The organism is Pseudomonas frederiksbergensis, from assembly GCF_003732705.1.
GTDB classification, from domain to species: Bacteria; Pseudomonadota; Gammaproteobacteria; order Pseudomonadales; family Pseudomonadaceae; genus Aquipseudomonas; species Aquipseudomonas frederiksbergensis_F.
This window is the reverse complement of record NZ_MOBR01000009.1, coordinates 570,562-588,080: the sequence shown is the minus strand read 5'-3', so window position 1 is coordinate 588,080 and position 17,519 is coordinate 570,562. Positions and strand designations below refer to the sequence as shown.

General features: G+C 61.2%; 8 protein-coding genes and 1 pseudogene. 5 read left to right on the top strand and 4 right to left on the bottom strand.

Features of this window, described 5'->3' with window-relative positions; genetic code table 11:
• The first annotated feature begins 256 nt into the window (after window positions 1-256).
• Together BK667_RS14040 and BK667_RS14035 are read left to right on the top strand one after the other, a co-directional pair.
• Window positions 257-1,246 carry a cupin-like domain-containing protein gene (locus BK667_RS14040; protein WP_123597958.1) on the top strand — a complete coding sequence of 330 codons (990 nt, stop codon included), beginning with the start codon at window positions 257-259 and terminating at the stop codon, window positions 1,244-1,246.
• Entirely contained in the window at window positions 1,243-2,610 is a 1,368-nt protein-coding gene (locus tag BK667_RS14035; RefSeq protein ID WP_259698033.1) for an MFS transporter, read from the top strand. The genes BK667_RS14040 and BK667_RS14035 overlap by 4 nt, the downstream gene beginning before the upstream one ends.
• A 174-nt stretch (window positions 2,611-2,784) precedes the next feature.
• On the opposite strand, the gene BK667_RS14030 is transcribed toward BK667_RS14035, so the two are convergent.
• The 4 genes from BK667_RS14030 to BK667_RS14015 all read right to left on the bottom strand — a co-directional run bounded on the left by BK667_RS14030 (window position 2,785) and on the right by BK667_RS14015 (window position 7,640).
• Entirely contained in the window at window positions 2,785-3,249 is a 465-nt protein-coding gene (locus BK667_RS14030) for a GNAT family N-acetyltransferase (RefSeq protein ID WP_123597957.1), read from the bottom strand.
• A 350-nt stretch (window positions 3,250-3,599) separates the two neighbouring features.
• The gene (locus BK667_RS14025) at window positions 3,600-4,802 is read right to left on the bottom strand and encodes an alpha/beta fold hydrolase (protein ID WP_123597956.1); all 1,203 of its coding nucleotides are present in this window, start codon (window positions 4,800-4,802) and stop codon (window positions 3,600-3,602) included.
• 41 nt (window positions 4,803-4,843) lie between these two features.
• Window positions 4,844-5,788: a syringomycin E biosynthesis L-threonyl-[L-threonyl-carrier protein] 4-chlorinase SyrB2 gene (gene syrB2 / locus BK667_RS14020; protein WP_123508146.1), complete on the bottom strand. Its 945-nt coding sequence runs from the start codon at window positions 5,786-5,788 to the stop codon at window positions 4,844-4,846.
• On the bottom strand, window positions 5,781-7,640 hold the full coding sequence (locus tag BK667_RS14015; protein WP_123597955.1) for an amino acid adenylation domain-containing protein: 1,860 nt from the start codon (window positions 7,638-7,640) through the stop codon (window positions 5,781-5,783). The genes syrB2 and BK667_RS14015 overlap by 8 nt, the downstream gene beginning before the upstream one ends.
• A 330-nt stretch (window positions 7,641-7,970) precedes the next feature.
• Here BK667_RS14015 and BK667_RS14010 point away from each other — a divergent pair, with 330 nt between their 5' ends.
• The 3 genes and pseudogenes from BK667_RS14010 to BK667_RS33965 all read left to right on the top strand — a co-directional run.
• The gene (locus tag BK667_RS14010; RefSeq protein ID WP_259698032.1) at window positions 7,971-8,996 is read left to right on the top strand and encodes a TauD/TfdA family dioxygenase; all 1,026 of its coding nucleotides are present in this window, start codon (window positions 7,971-7,973) and stop codon (window positions 8,994-8,996) included.
• Window positions 8,997-9,110: 114 nt separating this feature from the next.
• Window positions 9,111-10,847: a cyclic peptide export ABC transporter gene (locus BK667_RS14005; protein WP_123597953.1), complete on the top strand. Its 1,737-nt coding sequence runs from the start codon at window positions 9,111-9,113 to the stop codon at window positions 10,845-10,847.
• A 223-nt stretch (window positions 10,848-11,070) separates the two neighbouring features.
• A pseudogene (locus tag BK667_RS33965) lies at window positions 11,071-17,460 on the top strand (amino acid adenylation domain-containing protein); the annotation flags it as partial.
• Between the last annotated feature and the right edge of the window lie 59 nt (window positions 17,461-17,519).

Sequence of the window (17,519 nt, the reverse complement as noted above, 5' to 3'; positions counted from 1 at the left end):
CGTTCGAGCGCCTTGACGGTCTCTCCACAGGGTCGGAAAAAATTAGAACATCCACGGCCGACTGTCTGTCATGGGAAGCAGGGACAAGCGTGCCGATGCGCCCGCGCGGCGCTTTGGATCTGGGGAGGGGGCTGCTATAAAAGCCCGAGCAAATCTTCAGTCAGCCCGTGTCCGGCTCTCGACTGTCTCGAGACAAATCGATGCTTTCCCAGAGACCGAACGCCATCCCTTGGGTGTACTTGCGAGAGCCTTTGAAATGAACATGACAGCCGAAACGGATCGTCCCGCGGTCAAGCCCTGGAGCCTTACCCGGTTCCCCAATTACGCTGAAGCCGCCGCGGTTGAAGTGATCGATGCGCTGCAAATCTCCAAAGCCGATTTCATGCGCATTTATGTGACCAGGAACCGTCCCTGCCTGATCAAGAACGCCGTCCGCCACTGGCCGGCGTTCACCAAATGGACCGATACCGAGTACCTGCGGGCGAACTCGCCGAACAGTCCGGTGGTGGTGCGTTCGGCGATGGTTTCAGAGGTGATCGGTTGGTCCGGGCCCGAGGTCAAGGCTGCATTGACGGAACAGGCGGATGCACGTCACCGGGACATTCTGTTCCATGATTTTCTCGACGAGTTGAAGGTCGGCGATGGCCCGTTGGTGGCCGACAGCTGCGGTTTCACCGAGGGTGCGGCGTTCGAGAAGATGAAGGATGACGTCGCCGGGATGCCGTTCATGCCGGTGTTGAGCAAGGCCCGGCGATATCCGTCCTATCGCGGCTTTCTGTACCGCGATTCCTATACCGATTGGCACTTCCATGCCACCGACGAGACGTTCATGACCCAGGTGATCGGGTCCAAGGAAATCCTCTTGCTGCCGCCGGATGACGCCAGTTGGGAAGGTTTGCGCCCGGTCATCGAGAACGAGGGGTATCTGTTCAATATCGATACCGAGCGTTTTCCCGGCACCCGCGCACTGCGTCCGACCCGCGCTGTGGTCGAACCGGGGGATGCGTTGTATATCCCGGCGCTGTGGTGGCACGCGGTGGAGTCGATTGGCGAAGATTTCGGCATCACCGTCGCCGCGACCTTCGGCACGCCGTTGCACATCAACGGTGACCTGCGCTATCCCATCGCCCGCAAAGTGGCCCGCACGTATCTGTTCACCCCGGCGGCACCCTTGGTGATTGGCGCGGTGGTGTATTCCCTGGCGTATCGGTTGCTGCATGGCGTTGCACGCCTGGTCAAACGGTGATTTTCAAGTCGGCTCGACCAGACTTTTCCCTTGGGCGCGGTTTCTATTTCCTGTGGATGGGTGAATCCCTCGCGGTGATCGGCACGGCGCTGATGGAGTTCGCCTTGGGCGTCTGGGTCTACAACCACACCGGATCGGCCGTGGCGTTTGCCAATGTGGTGTTGGCGGCGACGTTGCCGGCGATCATCTTTCTGCCGTTGGCCGGAGGTTTGGCGGATCGGGTCAGCCACAAAGTCATCATTGTCTGTAGCGATGTCCTGCTCGCGGCGATGCTGTTTGTGGTCATGGCGCTGCTCTGGACCGATCGCCTGGAACCGCTGCATTTGTATGTGTTCAACGCGCTGGCGTCGATTGTCAGTTCGTTTCGCCAGCCGGCCTATCAGGCGGCCGTCAATTCGATCGTCAAACCCGACAAATTCACCCGCGCCTCGGGGCTGATGGGCATCAGCAAGAATGCGTCGGCGCTGGTGGGGCCGTTGTTGGCCGGGATCCTCATGGCTCAGGCCGGGCTGGTGACGATTGTCGCGATTGACCTGATCACCTTCTGCTCGGGCACGTTGCTGGTGATCAAGGCGTTTGCCCATGCGCGCACGCCCGTGATGGCGGCCGGTGGCGGTACGAGTGCGGGATCGGTGATGCGTGGCGCGGTGCGCAATGTCACCGATGCGTTGGGCTTCTTTAAAAGCGAACGGCTGATGGCGGGATTGCTGGTCTACACGATGCTGCGCAATGCGTTGCTGTCGATGGTGACGCTGATGATCACGCCGTTGCTGCTGTCGATGCACACCAGCCAGACGTTGGGGGTGGTCTACACCTGGGCGGCGCTGGGCGGGTTGTCCGGCGCCGGGTTGTTGATTTTCGTCGGCAACCCCGGACGGTTGATGGTGTTGATTGCCTGTGCCGATCTGGTGTTGTCGCTGTGTGTGGTCAGCATTGGCCTGGTGTCGGGTACGACGGCCTACTGCGCCGTGGTGTTTGTCGCCATCGCGGCGGCCAGTGTGGCGGATGGCGGCGTCAGTGCGTTGTGGATGCGCAAGATTCCCACCGGGTCCCGGGCCAGCGTATTTGCGTTGATCAGCATGTTGATCATCGCGGCTACCAGTATTGCGATCTTTGGCGGTGGCCTGATTGTCGATCACTGGTTCCAACCCGCGCTTGAACCGGGTGGACGGTTTGTCGAGTCAATCGGTGGCTGGCTGGGCGTAGGCAAGGGCCGGGGCGTGGCGCTGCTGTTTGTGGTGGCCGGCGCGGTCAGTGTCCTGCTGTGCCTGGGCACGCTGATCTATAGGCCGATGCGACGGCTGGATCGGTTGGTGCGGGATGAAGAAACCACCGCATTAACCCCGGCCGACGCCGCATCGTAGGAGCGAGGCTTGCCCGCGAAAGCGCTGTGTCAGTGACGATGATGTCGACTGACACACCGTCTTCGCGGGCAAGCCTCGCTCCTACAAGGGCAGGCGTTGGCTGCAAGTTTTGTGAACCACACTAAACAAATGTGGGAGCGAGCCTGCTCGCGAAAGCGGGTTCACATGTGGCGCTTATCTAGCTGATGTACCTTTTATTATTGGTTTCAGACTCTTTTCAAAGCGAATATCACCCTCCGGCAAGTGCTCAACCGGCCTCCAGCCGAGGTGTCGATAGAAGCCACTGGCGCGGCTTGCGTCAGCGGTTTCGAGCCATATCGTCGGGTGGTGCTGGAACAGGAAAGCCTCAACTTTTTCCATCAGGCGGCGGCCTAAGCCGTGCCCCTCGAATTCCGGTCGAACGAAAGCGGCAAAAACGCATCCATCCTCGACGTCAGCCATGGAGAACCCAGCCGGGATACCATCGACCTCTGCGATCCAGACGCATGGAGCCTGCGACATGGCCTGCCGTATGGTTTCGGGGGTAATGCCCAGTTCCGTCAGCTGACCGAGGGACAGGTGGTTTTCTTTTACGCTGGTTCGGATGTCAAAAATTGCGCTGATATCAGTCTGGTTGCCCATTCTTACTATTTTCTTCATGACGCACTCCCTTGTAGGCCATTGAGGAAAAAGTACCTCAGACCTGACGCCATCGCGAGCAAGCTTTGCTCCTACAGGGTTTGGCGCGGCCACAACTCCCGCGATCGACACGAATCGACTGTAGGAGCAAGGCTTGCCCGCGAAGACGGTGTGTCAGTGACGATGATGTCGACTGACACACCGTCTTCGCGGGCAAGCCTCGCTCCTACAAGGGCAGGCGTTGGCTGCAAGTTTTGTGAACCACACTAAGCAAATGTGGGAGCGAGCCTGCTCGCGAAAGCGGTGTGTCAGTCGACATCGTTATTAACTGTGCCATCGCCTTCGCGAGCAGGCTTGCTCCCACAGGGGGTTTAGGCCTCAGCCAATTCAAGTGTTGAATTTATGAACTGAAACGCCGTTTTCTTCGACTCTGCCGCCCGTTCGAAGAACGCCAGGTGGCTGCCATCCCGCTCGACATGCAATGCCGCGCCCTCGATGGATTGCGCAACCAGCCGGGAGCCGCCGATATGCGTGGTGCTGTCGCTGTCTCCAGCCACCACCAGGGTCGGCACCGTTATCCGCGCCAGGAGAGGGAGCAATTCGGTTTTGTTCAGCGCGTCGTTGAGGCGTGCGTATCGATAGAACAGCTCCGGGTTGACGTAGGGGAACAGCACCGTATGGGCAATCGGTTCGGGTGTGGTCGCGAGGGTTTTCTGATCGACGAACATGGCCTGTAGATCCTGTGCCTCGGCCCGATCCTGCGCCGCGGTTTCCATCAGCCATTCGAAGTTCTGCTGATGCGGCGTGCGCAAGCTGTCATCGCCCAGGTTGTAGTCGCCGTGCCAAAGGCTCAGCGACTGCGCGCGTTCGCCATGGGCGTCTGCGGCGCACAGCACAATGGCGGCACCGCCGCAGATGCCCATCAGGTGCGCACTCGGCAGGTCGAAATGATCCATCACCGCAAACAGATCGGCGACTTGAGCGTTGGTATCGACGCTCACCTGGTCAAAATCAACGCCATCGCCAAACAGCCCGCGGGTTTCCCAGGTGACGACGAAGTAGTGCTCACTGAGCGCATTGAACCAGTCGCGGCAAAGGTCAAACGGCATGCCGCAGGGCAGGGCGAGGACGATGGGGGGGCGCTGCCGACGGTTGCTGGCATAGACCGTCAGCGGCACACCGTCCGGGGTGAGCAGGCGCGACGTTTCAATCTCCGGCACGGCGCCGCTGAAATCGAAAGACGCCAACAACGCCTCAAATGGCTCCGGCGCCTCGAAAGCGTCATAGCGGAAGTCGAGGGCCTGGGAAATTTTCTTGCTGATAAACAGCTCGAACGAGGACAGTTGCGTCGGTGCGTCGTGCACATACTGCACGGCGCTGACGCCGACGTGTGCCAGTGCGCGAGTCACGGCGTGCTCTGTGGCAACCAGCGCCGGGGAGGCGGCGACAGGCGTGCTGTCGTCTCCCCCGGCGAAGAAACACAGGCGAACCGGACCCGGCAGGTTGGCGGCAAGATGCCGGAGCATCCTGACTGTCTCGCACAGGCGCGTTGCGGCGTCGGTGGGAAGGGACATGGAAAGGGTGCTCCTGTTAGGCAACGTTGCTCAAACCAACTTTATTCCGAGCCGAATTTCTTGCCTCGGGTGGTCTCGGTCACCAGGCGGTTGTAGTCCGGCGAGGTATCGCCGAGCACCTGGACCGCGCCGTATTTCTCCAGGCTGATTTTGCCGCCGTACTCTTCGATATGGTCCGAGTCCGGGTAGATTTTCACGAACGACGGCACATAGCGCGAGGCAAAACCCATGCGCATTTCCTGGGATTCGCCGCTGTGCGGGTAGGACGCGTGCATCAGGGTCGACCAGAAAATGATGAACTGACCGGCCTTCATTTGCATGGGCACGGCGGCAGCTTCGTCAGGTTTCCAGTTCTCATCGATCTGCAACTGGCGGTAGTCGTAGCCGAAGAAACCACGACGAACGCCGTCCTTCACCACCCCGGTGGCGTTTTCGGGGTCATAGCTCATGCGCTTGGTTTCGTCGTAATTCATGCTGTTTTGCGTGCCCGGAATAAATTGCAGGCAGCCATTGGCAATGTTGGCGTCGGTGAACGCGGTCCACACGGTGATGGTGCCGCCGAACTCTTCGTTCTCCGGCCAGATGATCTGTGGTTTGCCCGACGCGTTGGCGAAGGTGTCCGCCTGGTGCCAATCGGTGCCTTCATCGCCTGGGTACTTCGGGAAAAACTCGGTGCGCCAGCACAGCACTTCAGGGCCGAGGATGCTTTGGATACGGTCGGTGATTTCGGCGCGGCAGATATGGTCGGCGAGGAAATCGTCATCCAGGTGCCGATCGTAGTTAGCGATGTTGGTGGCGCCGGAAATCGCGTCCAGATCCTGATAGGCCGCGGCACTGCGGTCGAGCAGGCGCAAGCGGGTGCGTTTCCAGGTTTCTTTCATTTCTTCGGGGGTGTAGGCCGTGAAGGGGCCGATGAAGCCATTCTTTTCGAACGACTCTCGTTCTTCCTTCGTCAGATTGAATTTTCTAACCGCAACTTCAGACATTTGCTTCTTCCTTTTGGTTGTGGGCTTGAACAAGCGAATTAATGCAGCCTGCGAGGACCTTGGCGGTCGCACCATCGGCAAGAACGCCTGGGTCCAGATTGATTTGGTAATGGGTCTTGAGCTTGCTCAACGAGCGGATCAAGGCCAGGGAGGTGCCGCCGAAGTCGAAGAAGTCATCGTTGAGGCCGATGCCTTTCAAGCCGATGTCGTCGGACCAGACGCGCAACACGAATTGCTCATGCTCGGAAAGCCCGGCTTGCAGAGGCGCGGCGGTCTCGGCCAACGGTGACGGCAGCTGCGCCTTGTCGATCTTGCCGTGGGCGGTCATCGGCAAGGCCGGGAGCACGATGTAAGCGGAAGGACGCATGTAGTCGGGCAGGTTGTCCGAGGCCAGCGTCGCCAGTTGCGCACGGGATTGTTCGGTCCAGGCACTCGGGCCGTCGGTGGGTACGACATAAGCAATCAGGCGCCAGTCACCGTCGCCATAATCGTGGGCGCCGACGTGGCAGGCCGACAGGGCGGTGCTGGTTTGCAAGCAGGCTTCGACTTCACCGGGCTCGATGCGGAAACCGCGGATTTTCAGTTGTTCGTCGCAACGCCCGACATAGCGATATTCGCCGTCGGTGCCTTGCATTAACAGATCGCCCGTGCGATAGGCCGGGCTGGTGTGGCCGGACAGGGTAACGAAGCGTTCGGCGCTGAGCGCTATGCGGTTCAGATAGCCTTGGGCGACGCCGGCGCCTTCGATGTACAGCTCGCCGGTCGCGCCTTGGGCCACTGGCACTTGGTTCACGTCCAGCAAGTTGAGCTTCCAGCCATCCAGCGGCTGACCGATGGACACCATCGCCGAGTTTTCCAGATCCTGGCCGCGCACCCGTTTGTAGGTGGTATGGACCGTGGCTTCGGTGATGCCGTACATGTTGATCAGCGCCGGCACTTCATCGCCATGGCGCTCGACCCAAGGGCGCAGAACGGTCGCCGGCAAGGCTTCGCCGCCAAATACCACATGGCGCAGGGCCAGGCGATCTTTCGCCAAGCGATCAATTTCATCCAGGCCACGGAAGGCCGAAGGGGTCTGGCTGAGCACGGTCACGCCGTTACGCACCAGCCACTTGCGGAACGATTCCGGCGAGCGCGACACGTCGTAAGGCACCACGGCAACTTGACCACCATGGGCCAGCGCGCCCCAGATTTCCCACACGGAAAAATCGAAACCGATGGAATGGAACATCGACCAGATGTCGGTCTGGGAGAAGCCGTACGAGCGCTGCGTGCTCTCCAGCAAACTGCTGACGTTGCCGTGGGCGACCAGCACGCCTTTGGGTTCGCCGGTGGAGCCGGAGGTGTAAATCACATAGGCCGGGGCCGTTGCCGCGTTGAGTGTTGGCGCTGTTGATTCGACCTCAGGGCCAGTCAGCAAAGCGTCGAGGTGCAGCACACGCAGGGTCGGACTCGCCGGAACGCTGGCGACATCCTTCGAGGAAATCATCAGGCTGATGCCGCTGTCGCGCACGATATGTTCGAGGCGTTTGGCCGGGTACAGCGGGTCAACCGGCACATACGCAGCCCCGGCTTTCAGAATGCCGAGCAGGCCGATCACCAGGTCGACACTGCGCTCCAGGCACAGGCCGACGAGCATGCCGTCAGTCACCCCTTCATGACGCAGGCGCGCCGCCAGTTTCGATGAAACGGCTTCCAGATCCGCATAACTCAGGGCCCGGGTTTCGTCCGACAGGGCCGTGCGCTCGGGAAATTCGCGGGCCTTGGCACTGAACAACTCATGCAGCAACGCTGCGGGTTTGAGAGGCGATGACGCGGAGTTCAGCGCCCCGCCCGTGTTGGTGATCGGCATGACTAACGCTCCAGTGAATGGGGAAAGGTGCATCGCGATGGCCTCGATGAGCGAGGCCATACGACGGTCCCGTCGGATGGGTATCGAGGGACCGACCGCGATTCGCAGCTGCCGTATTTCAGCACCGTGTTAAAGCCGATGTCTGTCGCGGGAAATGGGGACAAGCGCAGATGGAACGAACGATGAGCAACCTGTGGCAAGGCACCAACCCCACTCCCACAGGGGATGGTGGATGACACCAGAGCCTGTCCCTGTTTGCGGTTACAGACATGACCTGCCGCCAATGTTCTGATCCTTGCGCGATCGATCCATATGGCTTGGGAGTTGTGCATGAATCTTGAAACTGCGGCTGTTGGTTGGGCTGACAACGGTCTGGATGAATCAGTCCGGCTTTCTATGTTGAGCCCCGGACTCACCCTGCCGGTGGTGATCGAACCGGTCAGCGCCGGCCTCGATTTCGCGGCGTGGGCCTCGGCCCGGCGCGAGGCGGTGGAGGCGTTGTTGTGTCGCCATGGCGCTGTGCTTTTTCGCGGCTTCGGGCTCGACACCGTGTCGTCCTTCGAAGCATTCGCCGAGGCCTTGTCACCCGGTCTGCACGGCAGCTACGGCGACCTGCCGAAGAAGGAAGGCGGGCGCAATGTCTATCGTTCGACGCCTTACCCCGAGCGCGAAATGATCCTCTACCACAACGAGAGCTCGCATCTCGAAAGCTGGCCGCGCAAGCAATGGTTCTTCTGCGAAAAACCTTCCCGTGTGGGCGGCGCGACGCCGCTGGTGGATATCCGCCAAATGATCCGCCTGCTGCCCGCCGACATCGTCGAGACGTTCGAGCGCAAGGCACTCACCTATAGCCGCACGTTCACCAAGGGTGTCGAGCCGAGCTGGCAGAACTTTTTCGGTGTCGATGACCCGGCAATCGTCGAAGCCCGTTGCCGCGAACAGGGCACCGACTGCGCCTGGCTCGACGCCGACACCTTGCAGATTCGCACCCGCTGCCCGGCGGTGATCCAGCATCCGGTGACCGGCGAATCGGCGTTCTTCAATCAGGTGCAGCTGCATCACCCGTTCTGCCTGGGCGAGGAAATGCGCGAAGACCTGCTCGACATGTTCGGTGAAGACCGACTGCCGCGCATGGTCAGTTATGGCGACGGCACGCCCATCGAAGACGACGTGATGGCGTTGCTCGGCGAGGCGTATGAAACCTGCGCGGTGCGGTTCGACTGGCAGAAAGGCGATGTGGTGATGCTCGACAACATGCTCACCGCCCACGCCCGCGATCCCTATGAAGAGCCACGCCTGATCGTGGTGGCCATGGGCGAGATGACCGCCAGAAACGATGTCTGGCAGGAAAAATAACCGCGCCAGGGTGCGAGGCAATTACGGTTTTGTACCGGCAATCCGGGACAGCCGATCCGCTCACGATCCGTACACTTGATGCCCTGCGGTGAGCCCATTTGAGGATAGCGATCAATGAAAGGCGAGAAGAAAGAGAAGAAGCCAAAGAAAGACAAAAAGCCGAAACCGGGCTCGGTCATGCGTCTGTTGTGGCGCAGTCATCCTTGGCTGACCTTCTTCACGTTGATCACCGGCATCATCAGCGGCATAGCGTCCATCGCTGTCGTCAGTGTGATCAACAAGGCCATTCACGAAGAAGGTTCGCGCACCGATGCACTGATCTGGTTTGTCGGCCTGAGCGTGGTCGCGCTGATTTTCCGCAACGGCGCCGCGCTGTTTCCGGCCTACGCCAGCATGCGCATCATGACTCGGTTGCGCATCGCCCTGTGCCGCAAGATTCTCGCCACGCCCCTGGAAGAAGTCGACCGGCGCGGCCCGCCGAATGTGCTGACCATGCTGACCAACGACATCCCGCAACTCAACACCACACTGGTGGTCATGCCCACGGTGTTGATCGAAGCGACCGTGTTTGTGTTCGGCATTGCCTACCTGGCGTACCTGTCGTGGGTGGTGTTCGCCTTGACCCTGTCGCTGATGGTCGTCGGCGTGTTGCTGTACATGTTCTTTTTCCTGGGTGGCATTCGCTACTCCGGCCGTGTGCGCGATGAATTCACGTCGTTCAACGAATACACCCACGCCCTGGTGTTCGGTCTCAAGGAACTGAAGCTCAACGGCATCCGTCGTCGCTGGTTTGCCCGCTCGGCGATTCAGGCCTCTTCCACTCGCGTGGCGCGCTACAACTTCATCGAGCGCCTGTGGTACACCGCCGCCGATAACGTCGGCCAGTTCACCTTGTCATTGTTGATCGGTTGCCTGTTGTTTGCCGCGCCATTGGTCATGGCCCTCGACCCGAAAGTCATGACCGCCAGTGTGCTTGCAGTGCTGTACATCATGGGGCCGCTGTCCTTGCTGGTCGGGGCCATGCCGGTCCTGGCGGGCGGGCGCATCGCCTGTACGCGTCTGGCCGAGTTCGGCTTTTCGATCAACGACCCGCATCCGGACCCTGAGCCGGTTGAACCGGAAGTCGCCACCCCGCTGTTGCTGGAGCACAAAAAATATTGGGACAGCATCGAACTCAAAGACGTGGAAATGCATTACCAGGACAAACTCACCGGGACCGGCTTCGGTCTGGGGCCTATCGATTTGAGCATCCAGTCCGGCGAGTTGATCTACATCGTTGGCGGCAATGGTTGCGGCAAAAGCACCCTGGCCAAGGTGATCTGCGGTCTGTATATCCCGCAAAGCGGCGAAGTCTTGCTCGACGGCACGGCCATCACCGATGACAGCCGCAGTGATTTCCGCGATCTGTTCTCTGCAGTGTTCTCCGACTTCCACCTGTTCAATCGGCTGATCGGACCGGACGAAGAAGAGGGCAGTCCCGCACTGGCCCAGAAGTACCTGGAAACCCTGGGCCTGGCCGACAAAATCAAGATCGACGGGCTCGGTTATTCGACCACCAAGGAGCTGTCCTACGGTCAGCAAAAACGCCTGGCACTGGTGTGCGCCTACATGGAAGACCGGCCGGTCTACGTGCTGGATGAGTGGGCCGCTGACCAGGATCCGCCGTTCAAGAAATTCTTCTACGAAGAGCTGCTGCCCGACCTCAAGCGGCGGGGCAAAACGGTGCTGATCATTACCCACGATGACCAATATTTCCAACTGGCCGACCGCATCATCAAGTTGGCCGACGGGCACATCGTCTCCGATACCAGCTGCACGGTCCGCGACAAGAACCTGAGCTCCCTGGCGTAGCGCCCACCACATCTCCTGACATCGCCCCCGAGCCTGACCACAGGCCGGTTCGGCGCACTGATTCCGTACCCACTCCAAGCGTGCCCGTTGCTTTGTGTTCCGGGCGGCACGGACAAATTTTCGAGAAGGAACTTATGAAATTCATCGCTGCTCGTGCGTTGGGCGACATTGTCGCGACAGATTTTTCCTTGGCTGAAGCTGTGCGTGCAATGGAGTGCGGAGCATGAATCAACGTCTCGATCTGTCCGAAACCTACCCGCTGACCGCCGCGCAGCGCGATATCTGGCTGGACCAGATGACCCAGGGCGATTCGCCCTTGTACACCATTGGTGGCTACATCCAGATCAAGGGCCGCATCGAGCCTGAGCGCTTCCAGTGCGCGATCGAGTTGCTGGTTCAAAAGCACGATGCCTTGCGTACCGTGCTGCTGCCCCACGTAGGCGAAGAGGGCGCGCCGATGCAGGCGCTGGCCGCCGCGATGGTGGCGCGGGTTGAACTGCAGGATTTCTCTGATAGCGCCGATCCCGAGGCGGCGGTGCAAGCCTGGATGCAGCAACAGATCGAGATCGCGTTTCCTCTGGATGGCCGTCAGCTGTTCCGTTTCCATCTGGCCAAGCTCAGTGAAACGTCGTTTTACTTTGTCGCCCACGTTCACCACCTGATCCAGGATGGCTGGGGCATCAGCCTGATGTTCGATTCGGTGGGTGAGCTGTACACCGCTCTGGACAAAAACGAGCAGCCTGACCTGTCGGCGCCGTCCTATGTGGAATTCGTCCACGACGATGCGCGTTATCGCGACTCGCCGCGTTTCGCCCGTGACCAGGCGTACTGGCTGGAAAAATACCGCGATGTGCCGGAGCCGTTGTTCGTCGCCCGTTACCGCGACCAGTACCCGGATCGCGGGGCGCCGAGCCGCGTAGTCACTCAGCGTTATGCGCATTCGTTGAACGACCGCCTCGACGCACTCGCGCAGGTGCATCAGGTCTCGCGTTTCCACGTGCTGCTGGCCGCGCTGTATGTGTATTTCGTGCGCACGCCGCAGCGCGATGAACTGGTGATCGGTTTGCCGATCCTCAACCGTTCCAACGCCAACTTCCGCAACACCCTGGGGTTGTTCACCCAAGTGAGCGCTGTGCGCTTGCAGTTCAGCGACGAATTGTCGTTCGGTGAGCTGGCGCGGGAGATCGCGCGCACCCTCAAGCAGGATTATCGCCATCAGCGTTATCCGCTTAGCGATATGAACCGTTCCCTGGGGCTGCGCCGCGATGACCGCGCGCAACTGTTCGATCTGTCGTTTTCCTATGAGCAGGTCGATCATCAGTTCATGTACGGTCAAGCGCCGGCCAGCGTGGTCAAGAGTTCGAGCAATCATGAACAGACGCCGCTGACTATTCATATCCGCACCAGCCCCCACGACGAAACGGCGTGGATGCACTTCACCTACAACGAAGCGTATTTCAAGCAAGCTGATGTCGAGGCGATGGTTGAGCGCTTTATGCATGTGCTGGAGCAGGGGTTGGCTGACGACGCCTTGCCCGTCCGTGGTTTTCGACTGCCGACGCCTGCCGAAGCGCTCACGTTGCAAGACTGGAACGCCACCGAGACGGCCCATGAGCAGGAGCAAACGATTCACGGTTTGTTCGAAGCCCGGGCACTCGCGCAACCCGATGCGGTGGCGGTGGTTTACGAAGATCAGCAACTGACGTACAGGCAGTTGAATGCACGGGCGAATCAGGTTGCGCATCAGCTGCTGGCGCTGGGCATTCGCCCGGATGACCGGGTGGCGATTTGCGTCGAGCGTGGTCTGGAGATGATCGTCGGCTTGCTGGGGATCCTGAAATCCGGCGCAGGCTATGTGCCGCTGGACCCGGCCTATCCGCTGGAACGCCTGACGTTCATGCTCGACGACAGCGCGCCGGTTGCGCTGCTGACGCAAACGGGCTTGCGTGAATTGCTGCCCGCGCTGGATGTTCCAGTGTTGTTGCTGGACCAGCTCGAAGCGTCGGATTCGCAGCACAATCCCGATGTAAACGTGCTGGCGCAGCACTTGGCCTACGTCATCTACACCTCCGGTTCAACCGGTTTGCCCAAAGGCGTGATGGTCGAACACCGTAACGTTGCCCGGTTGTTTTCGGCGACTGCCCCTTGGTTCCACTTCGGTCTGCAAGACGTCTGGGCCTTGTTCCATTCCTTCGCCTTCGACTTCTCGGTCTGGGAAATCTGGGGCGCGTTGACCCATGGCGGTCGTTTGCTGGTGGTGCCGCAACTGGTCAGCCGTTCGCCAGACGATTGCTATGCGCTGCTGTGCGAGGCCGGCGTCACGGTGCTGAACCAGACGCCAAGCGCCTTCCGCCAGTTGATCGCGGCTCAGGGCGACAGCCCGTTGACGCACAATCTGCGTCAGGTGATTTTCGGCGGTGAAGCGCTGGAAACCGGGATTCTGAAACCCTGGTACGCCCGCGAAGCCAATGCAGCGACGCAACTGGTCAACATGTACGGCATCACCGAAACCACGGTGCACGTGACCTATCGCCCATTGAACGCGGCGGATGCGCAATCGGTCGGCGTCAGTCCGATCGGCAAGCGCATTCCTGATTTGCGTCTGTACCTGCTCGATGCCCACGGCCAAACAGTGCCGGTGGGTGTCGAGGGCGAGTTGTTTGTAGGCGGCGCCGGCGTAGCGCGGGGCTACCTGAATCGGCCGGAATTGAACGCCACGCGATTCCTCGACGATCCGTTTACCGACGCACCTCACGCACGGATGTACCGCACCGGCGACCTCGGTCGCTGGTTGGCGGACGGCAACCTCGAATACCTGGGGCGCAACGACGACCAGGTGAAAATTCGTGGTTTCCGCATCGAACTGGGTGAAATCGAAGCCAAACTCGCGGCCTGCGACCAGGTGCGTGAAGCCGTGGTCATCGCCCGCGAAGACGAGCCGGGGGACAAGCGCCTCGTGGCCTATGTCATCGCGAAGGACGGCGAACAGCTGTCCGCCACCGAACTGCGCACCCAGCTGCTCGGTTCGCTGGCCGAGTACATGGTCCCGAGCGCGTTCGTGACGCTGGCCGCGTTCCCGCTGACCGCCAACGGCAAACTCGACCGCAAGGCCTTGCCGGCGCCGGATTCGGCGGCGTATGCCAGTCGTGACTACGAAGCGCCGGAAGGTGCAGTGGAAATCACTCTGGCAGCGCTGTGGGTTGATTTGCTGGGTGTCGAGCGAGTCGGGCGCCACGACCGCTTCTTTGAACTGGGCGGGCATTCGCTGCTGGCGGTCAAGCTGATCGAACGCATGCGCCAGGTCAACCTGAGCGCCGATGTGCGCGTGCTGTTCGGCCAGCCAACCCTGGCCACCCTGGCCGCTGCCGCCGGTGCCAACAGCGCAATCGTCGTGCCAGCCAATGGCATTGCCCCTGATTGCGCGCGCATCACCCCGGACATGCTGCCCCTGGCCACGTTGCGCCAGGACGAGATCGATCGCATCGTCGCCGCCGTGCCGGGTGGCGTGGCGAATGTGCAGGACATCTACGGTCTGGTGTCGTTGCAGGAAGGCATCCTCTATCACCACTTGGCCACTGAAGTCGGCGATCCCTACCTGTTGCAAGCAACGCTGCGCATGGGCAGTCGTGAACAACTGGATACGTTCGTGCAGTCCCTGCAATCGGTGATCGACCGCCACGATATTCTGCGCACGTCGGTGGCGTGGGAAGGGCTGGACGAACCGGTGCAAGTGGTCTGGCGCGAGGCCAGGCTGGGCGCTTTCGAAGTCACGCTGGACCCGGCTCTGGGCGACATCGCCGAGCAATTGCAGAGCCGTTTCGATCCACGCCACACCCGTTTCGACCTGCGCCAGGCGCCGCTGATGCGTATCCACTTCGCTGAAGACGTGGCCGGCGCGGGTTGGGTCGCGATTTTGCTGTTCCACCATTTGATCGACGACGCCACTTCGCTCGCGCTGCTGGGCCAGGAAATCGAGGCCTTCAGCGAGGGGCGTTCGGCCCAACTGCCGGTGTCGGTGCCGTACCGCAACTATGTGGCGCAGGTCCGTCTCGGGGCGAGTCAGGCGCAACAGGAAGCGTTCTTCAGCGAGATGCTGGGGGACGTGGACGAACCGACCCTGCCGTTCGGTTTGCAGGATGTGCAAGGCGATGGCAGCGGAATGGAAGAGGCGTCGCTGGCGCTTGAGGCCGAACTGGGCCAGCGTTTGCGCGCTCAGGCCCGACGCTTGGGCGTCAGCAGCGCGAGCCTGCATCACTTGGCCTGGGGTCAGGTGGTTGGGCGTTTGGCTGGACGCCAGGATGTGGTGTTTGGCACGGTGCTGATGGGGCGCCTGCACAGTGGCGAGGATGCCGAGCGTGCCTTGGGCATGTTCATCAACACCTTGCCGTTGCGCGTGGATGCCGGCGACCAAGGCGTGTTGGCGGCGTTGAAAACCACCCACGCACGATTGGCCGCACTGATGGGCCACGAACATGCGCCGCTGTCCCTGGCGCAACGTTGCAGCGGCGTTGCCGCACCGGCGCCGTTGTTCAGCGCGTTGATGAACTACCGACATGCCGCCGTGGGCGCGCAGGCACCGCAGGATGCCGGCAATGCCCGGATCTGGGCGGGCGTGACGCTGCTTGGCGGCGAAGAACGGACCAACTTTCCGCTGTCGTTGTCGGTGGACGACCTCGGCCAATCGTTCGGCTTGACGGTGCAGGCCGTCGCCGGCATTGGCGCCCAGCGTGTCTGCGGTTACATGCACACCGTGCTTGAAGCACTGGTTGATGCGCTCGATCTGGATACAAACACACCGCTGCATCACCTCGGATGGCTGCCCGATGTCGAACGCAGGCAAGTGCTTGAAGCGTTCAATGCGTTTGACGCGGACTATCCGTCGGGGCTGATTCACAAGCTATTCGAAGCCCATGCGGCCGAGCAGCCTGATGCCATCGCGGTGACCTATGAAGACCAGCGCCTCAGTTACGGCGAGCTCAATCAGCGCGCCAACCAGATTGCCCATCGCCTGATCGAACTGGGCATCGGCGCGGATGATCGCGTGGCGATTTGCGTGGACCGCAGCCTGGAAATGATCGCGGGGCTGATCGGCATCCTTAAGGCCGGCGCCGCTTATGTGCCGCTGGACCCGGCGTATCCCGCCGAGCGTTTGACCTACATGCTGGACGACAGCGCGCCCAAGGTGCTGCTGACCCAGCGCAGTTTGCAGGAGCGTTTCCCGCAGTTGAGCGTGCCGGTGTTGTTGCTCGACGCCGAGGCCAATCTCAGCCATCAGCCGCATTCCAATCCAGACGTACGAGAACTGGCCCCGCAGCATTTGGCGTACGTGATCTACACCTCCGGTTCGACCGGCCAGCCCAAAGGCGTGGCCATGGCCCACGGGCCGCTGGTCAACCTGATGCAGTGGCAAATCGCGCAATCGGTGCCGGCGCGCACGTTGCAGTTTGCGGCGCTGGGCTTCGACGTGGCGTTCCAGGAAGTCTTCAGCACCTTGTGTGCCGGCGCCGAACTGTCGTTGATCCATGCCGACACGCGCCTGAATTTCCACGCGCTGTTCCAGCATATCGGCCAGCAACGGATCGAACGCCTGTACTTGCCGTGTGTGGCACTCCAGGCGCTGGCTGAAAGCGTGATCAGCGACGGCGCGACCGGGCCACTGGCCTGTGCCTTGCGTGATGTCATCACCGCTGGCGAGCAACTGCGCATCACGCCACAGATCCGTGCGTTCTTCGAACGTCTGCCGGGTTGCCGCCTGCATAACCACTACGGCCCGACTGAATCCCACGTCACCACCGCGCTGACGCTGCCGGACGATGTCGCGACCTGGCCAAACTTGCCAGCCATCGGCTATCCGGTGGCCAATACCCGCATCTATTTGCTCGACGAGCACTTGCAACCGGTCCCGGTCGGCGTGGCCGGCGAGATCCACATTGGCGGCGCCTGCGTGGCGCGGGGCTATCTGAATCGCCCCGAGATGACCGCCGAACGCTTTATTCGCGATCCGTTCAACGCGGATGGACGCCTGTACAAAACCGGTGACCTTGGCCGCTACCAAGCCGATGGCTGCATCGATTACCTGGGCCGTAACGACGATCAGATCAAGATCCGTGGTTTCCGCGTCGAGTTGGGCGAGATCGAATCCCGACTGGGCCAACATCCGGGCATCCGGTCGGCGGCGGTGCTCGCCCGCGAGGACAGCCCCGGCGACAAGCGTCTGGTGGCGTACTTCATCGCACAATCGACGGACACGGCGCCGGACGCCGACGCATTGCGCGCCCATCTCCAGGCCCTGTTACCGGACTACATGATCCCGGCAGCCTATGTGCTGCTGGACAAACTGCCGCTGTCGCCCAACGGCAAACTCGACCGCCGCGCCTTGCCGGCGCCAGATGCGCAGGCCTTTGCCAGCCGCGAATACGAAGCCCCCATCGGTCATTTGGAAACCACCCTGGCCAGCCTCTGGGCCGAGGTACTGGGTGTGGCGCAAGTCGGGCGGCATGACCATTTCTTTGAACTCGGCGGGCATTCACTGCTGGCGGTGAAACTGATCGAGCGCATGCGTCAGGCCGGATTGAGTGCCGATGTGCGGGTGCTGTTCGGTCAACCGACCCTGGCGGCATTGGCGGCGGCGGTCGGTGGCAACACTGAAGTGGTGGTGCCGGCCAATGGCAT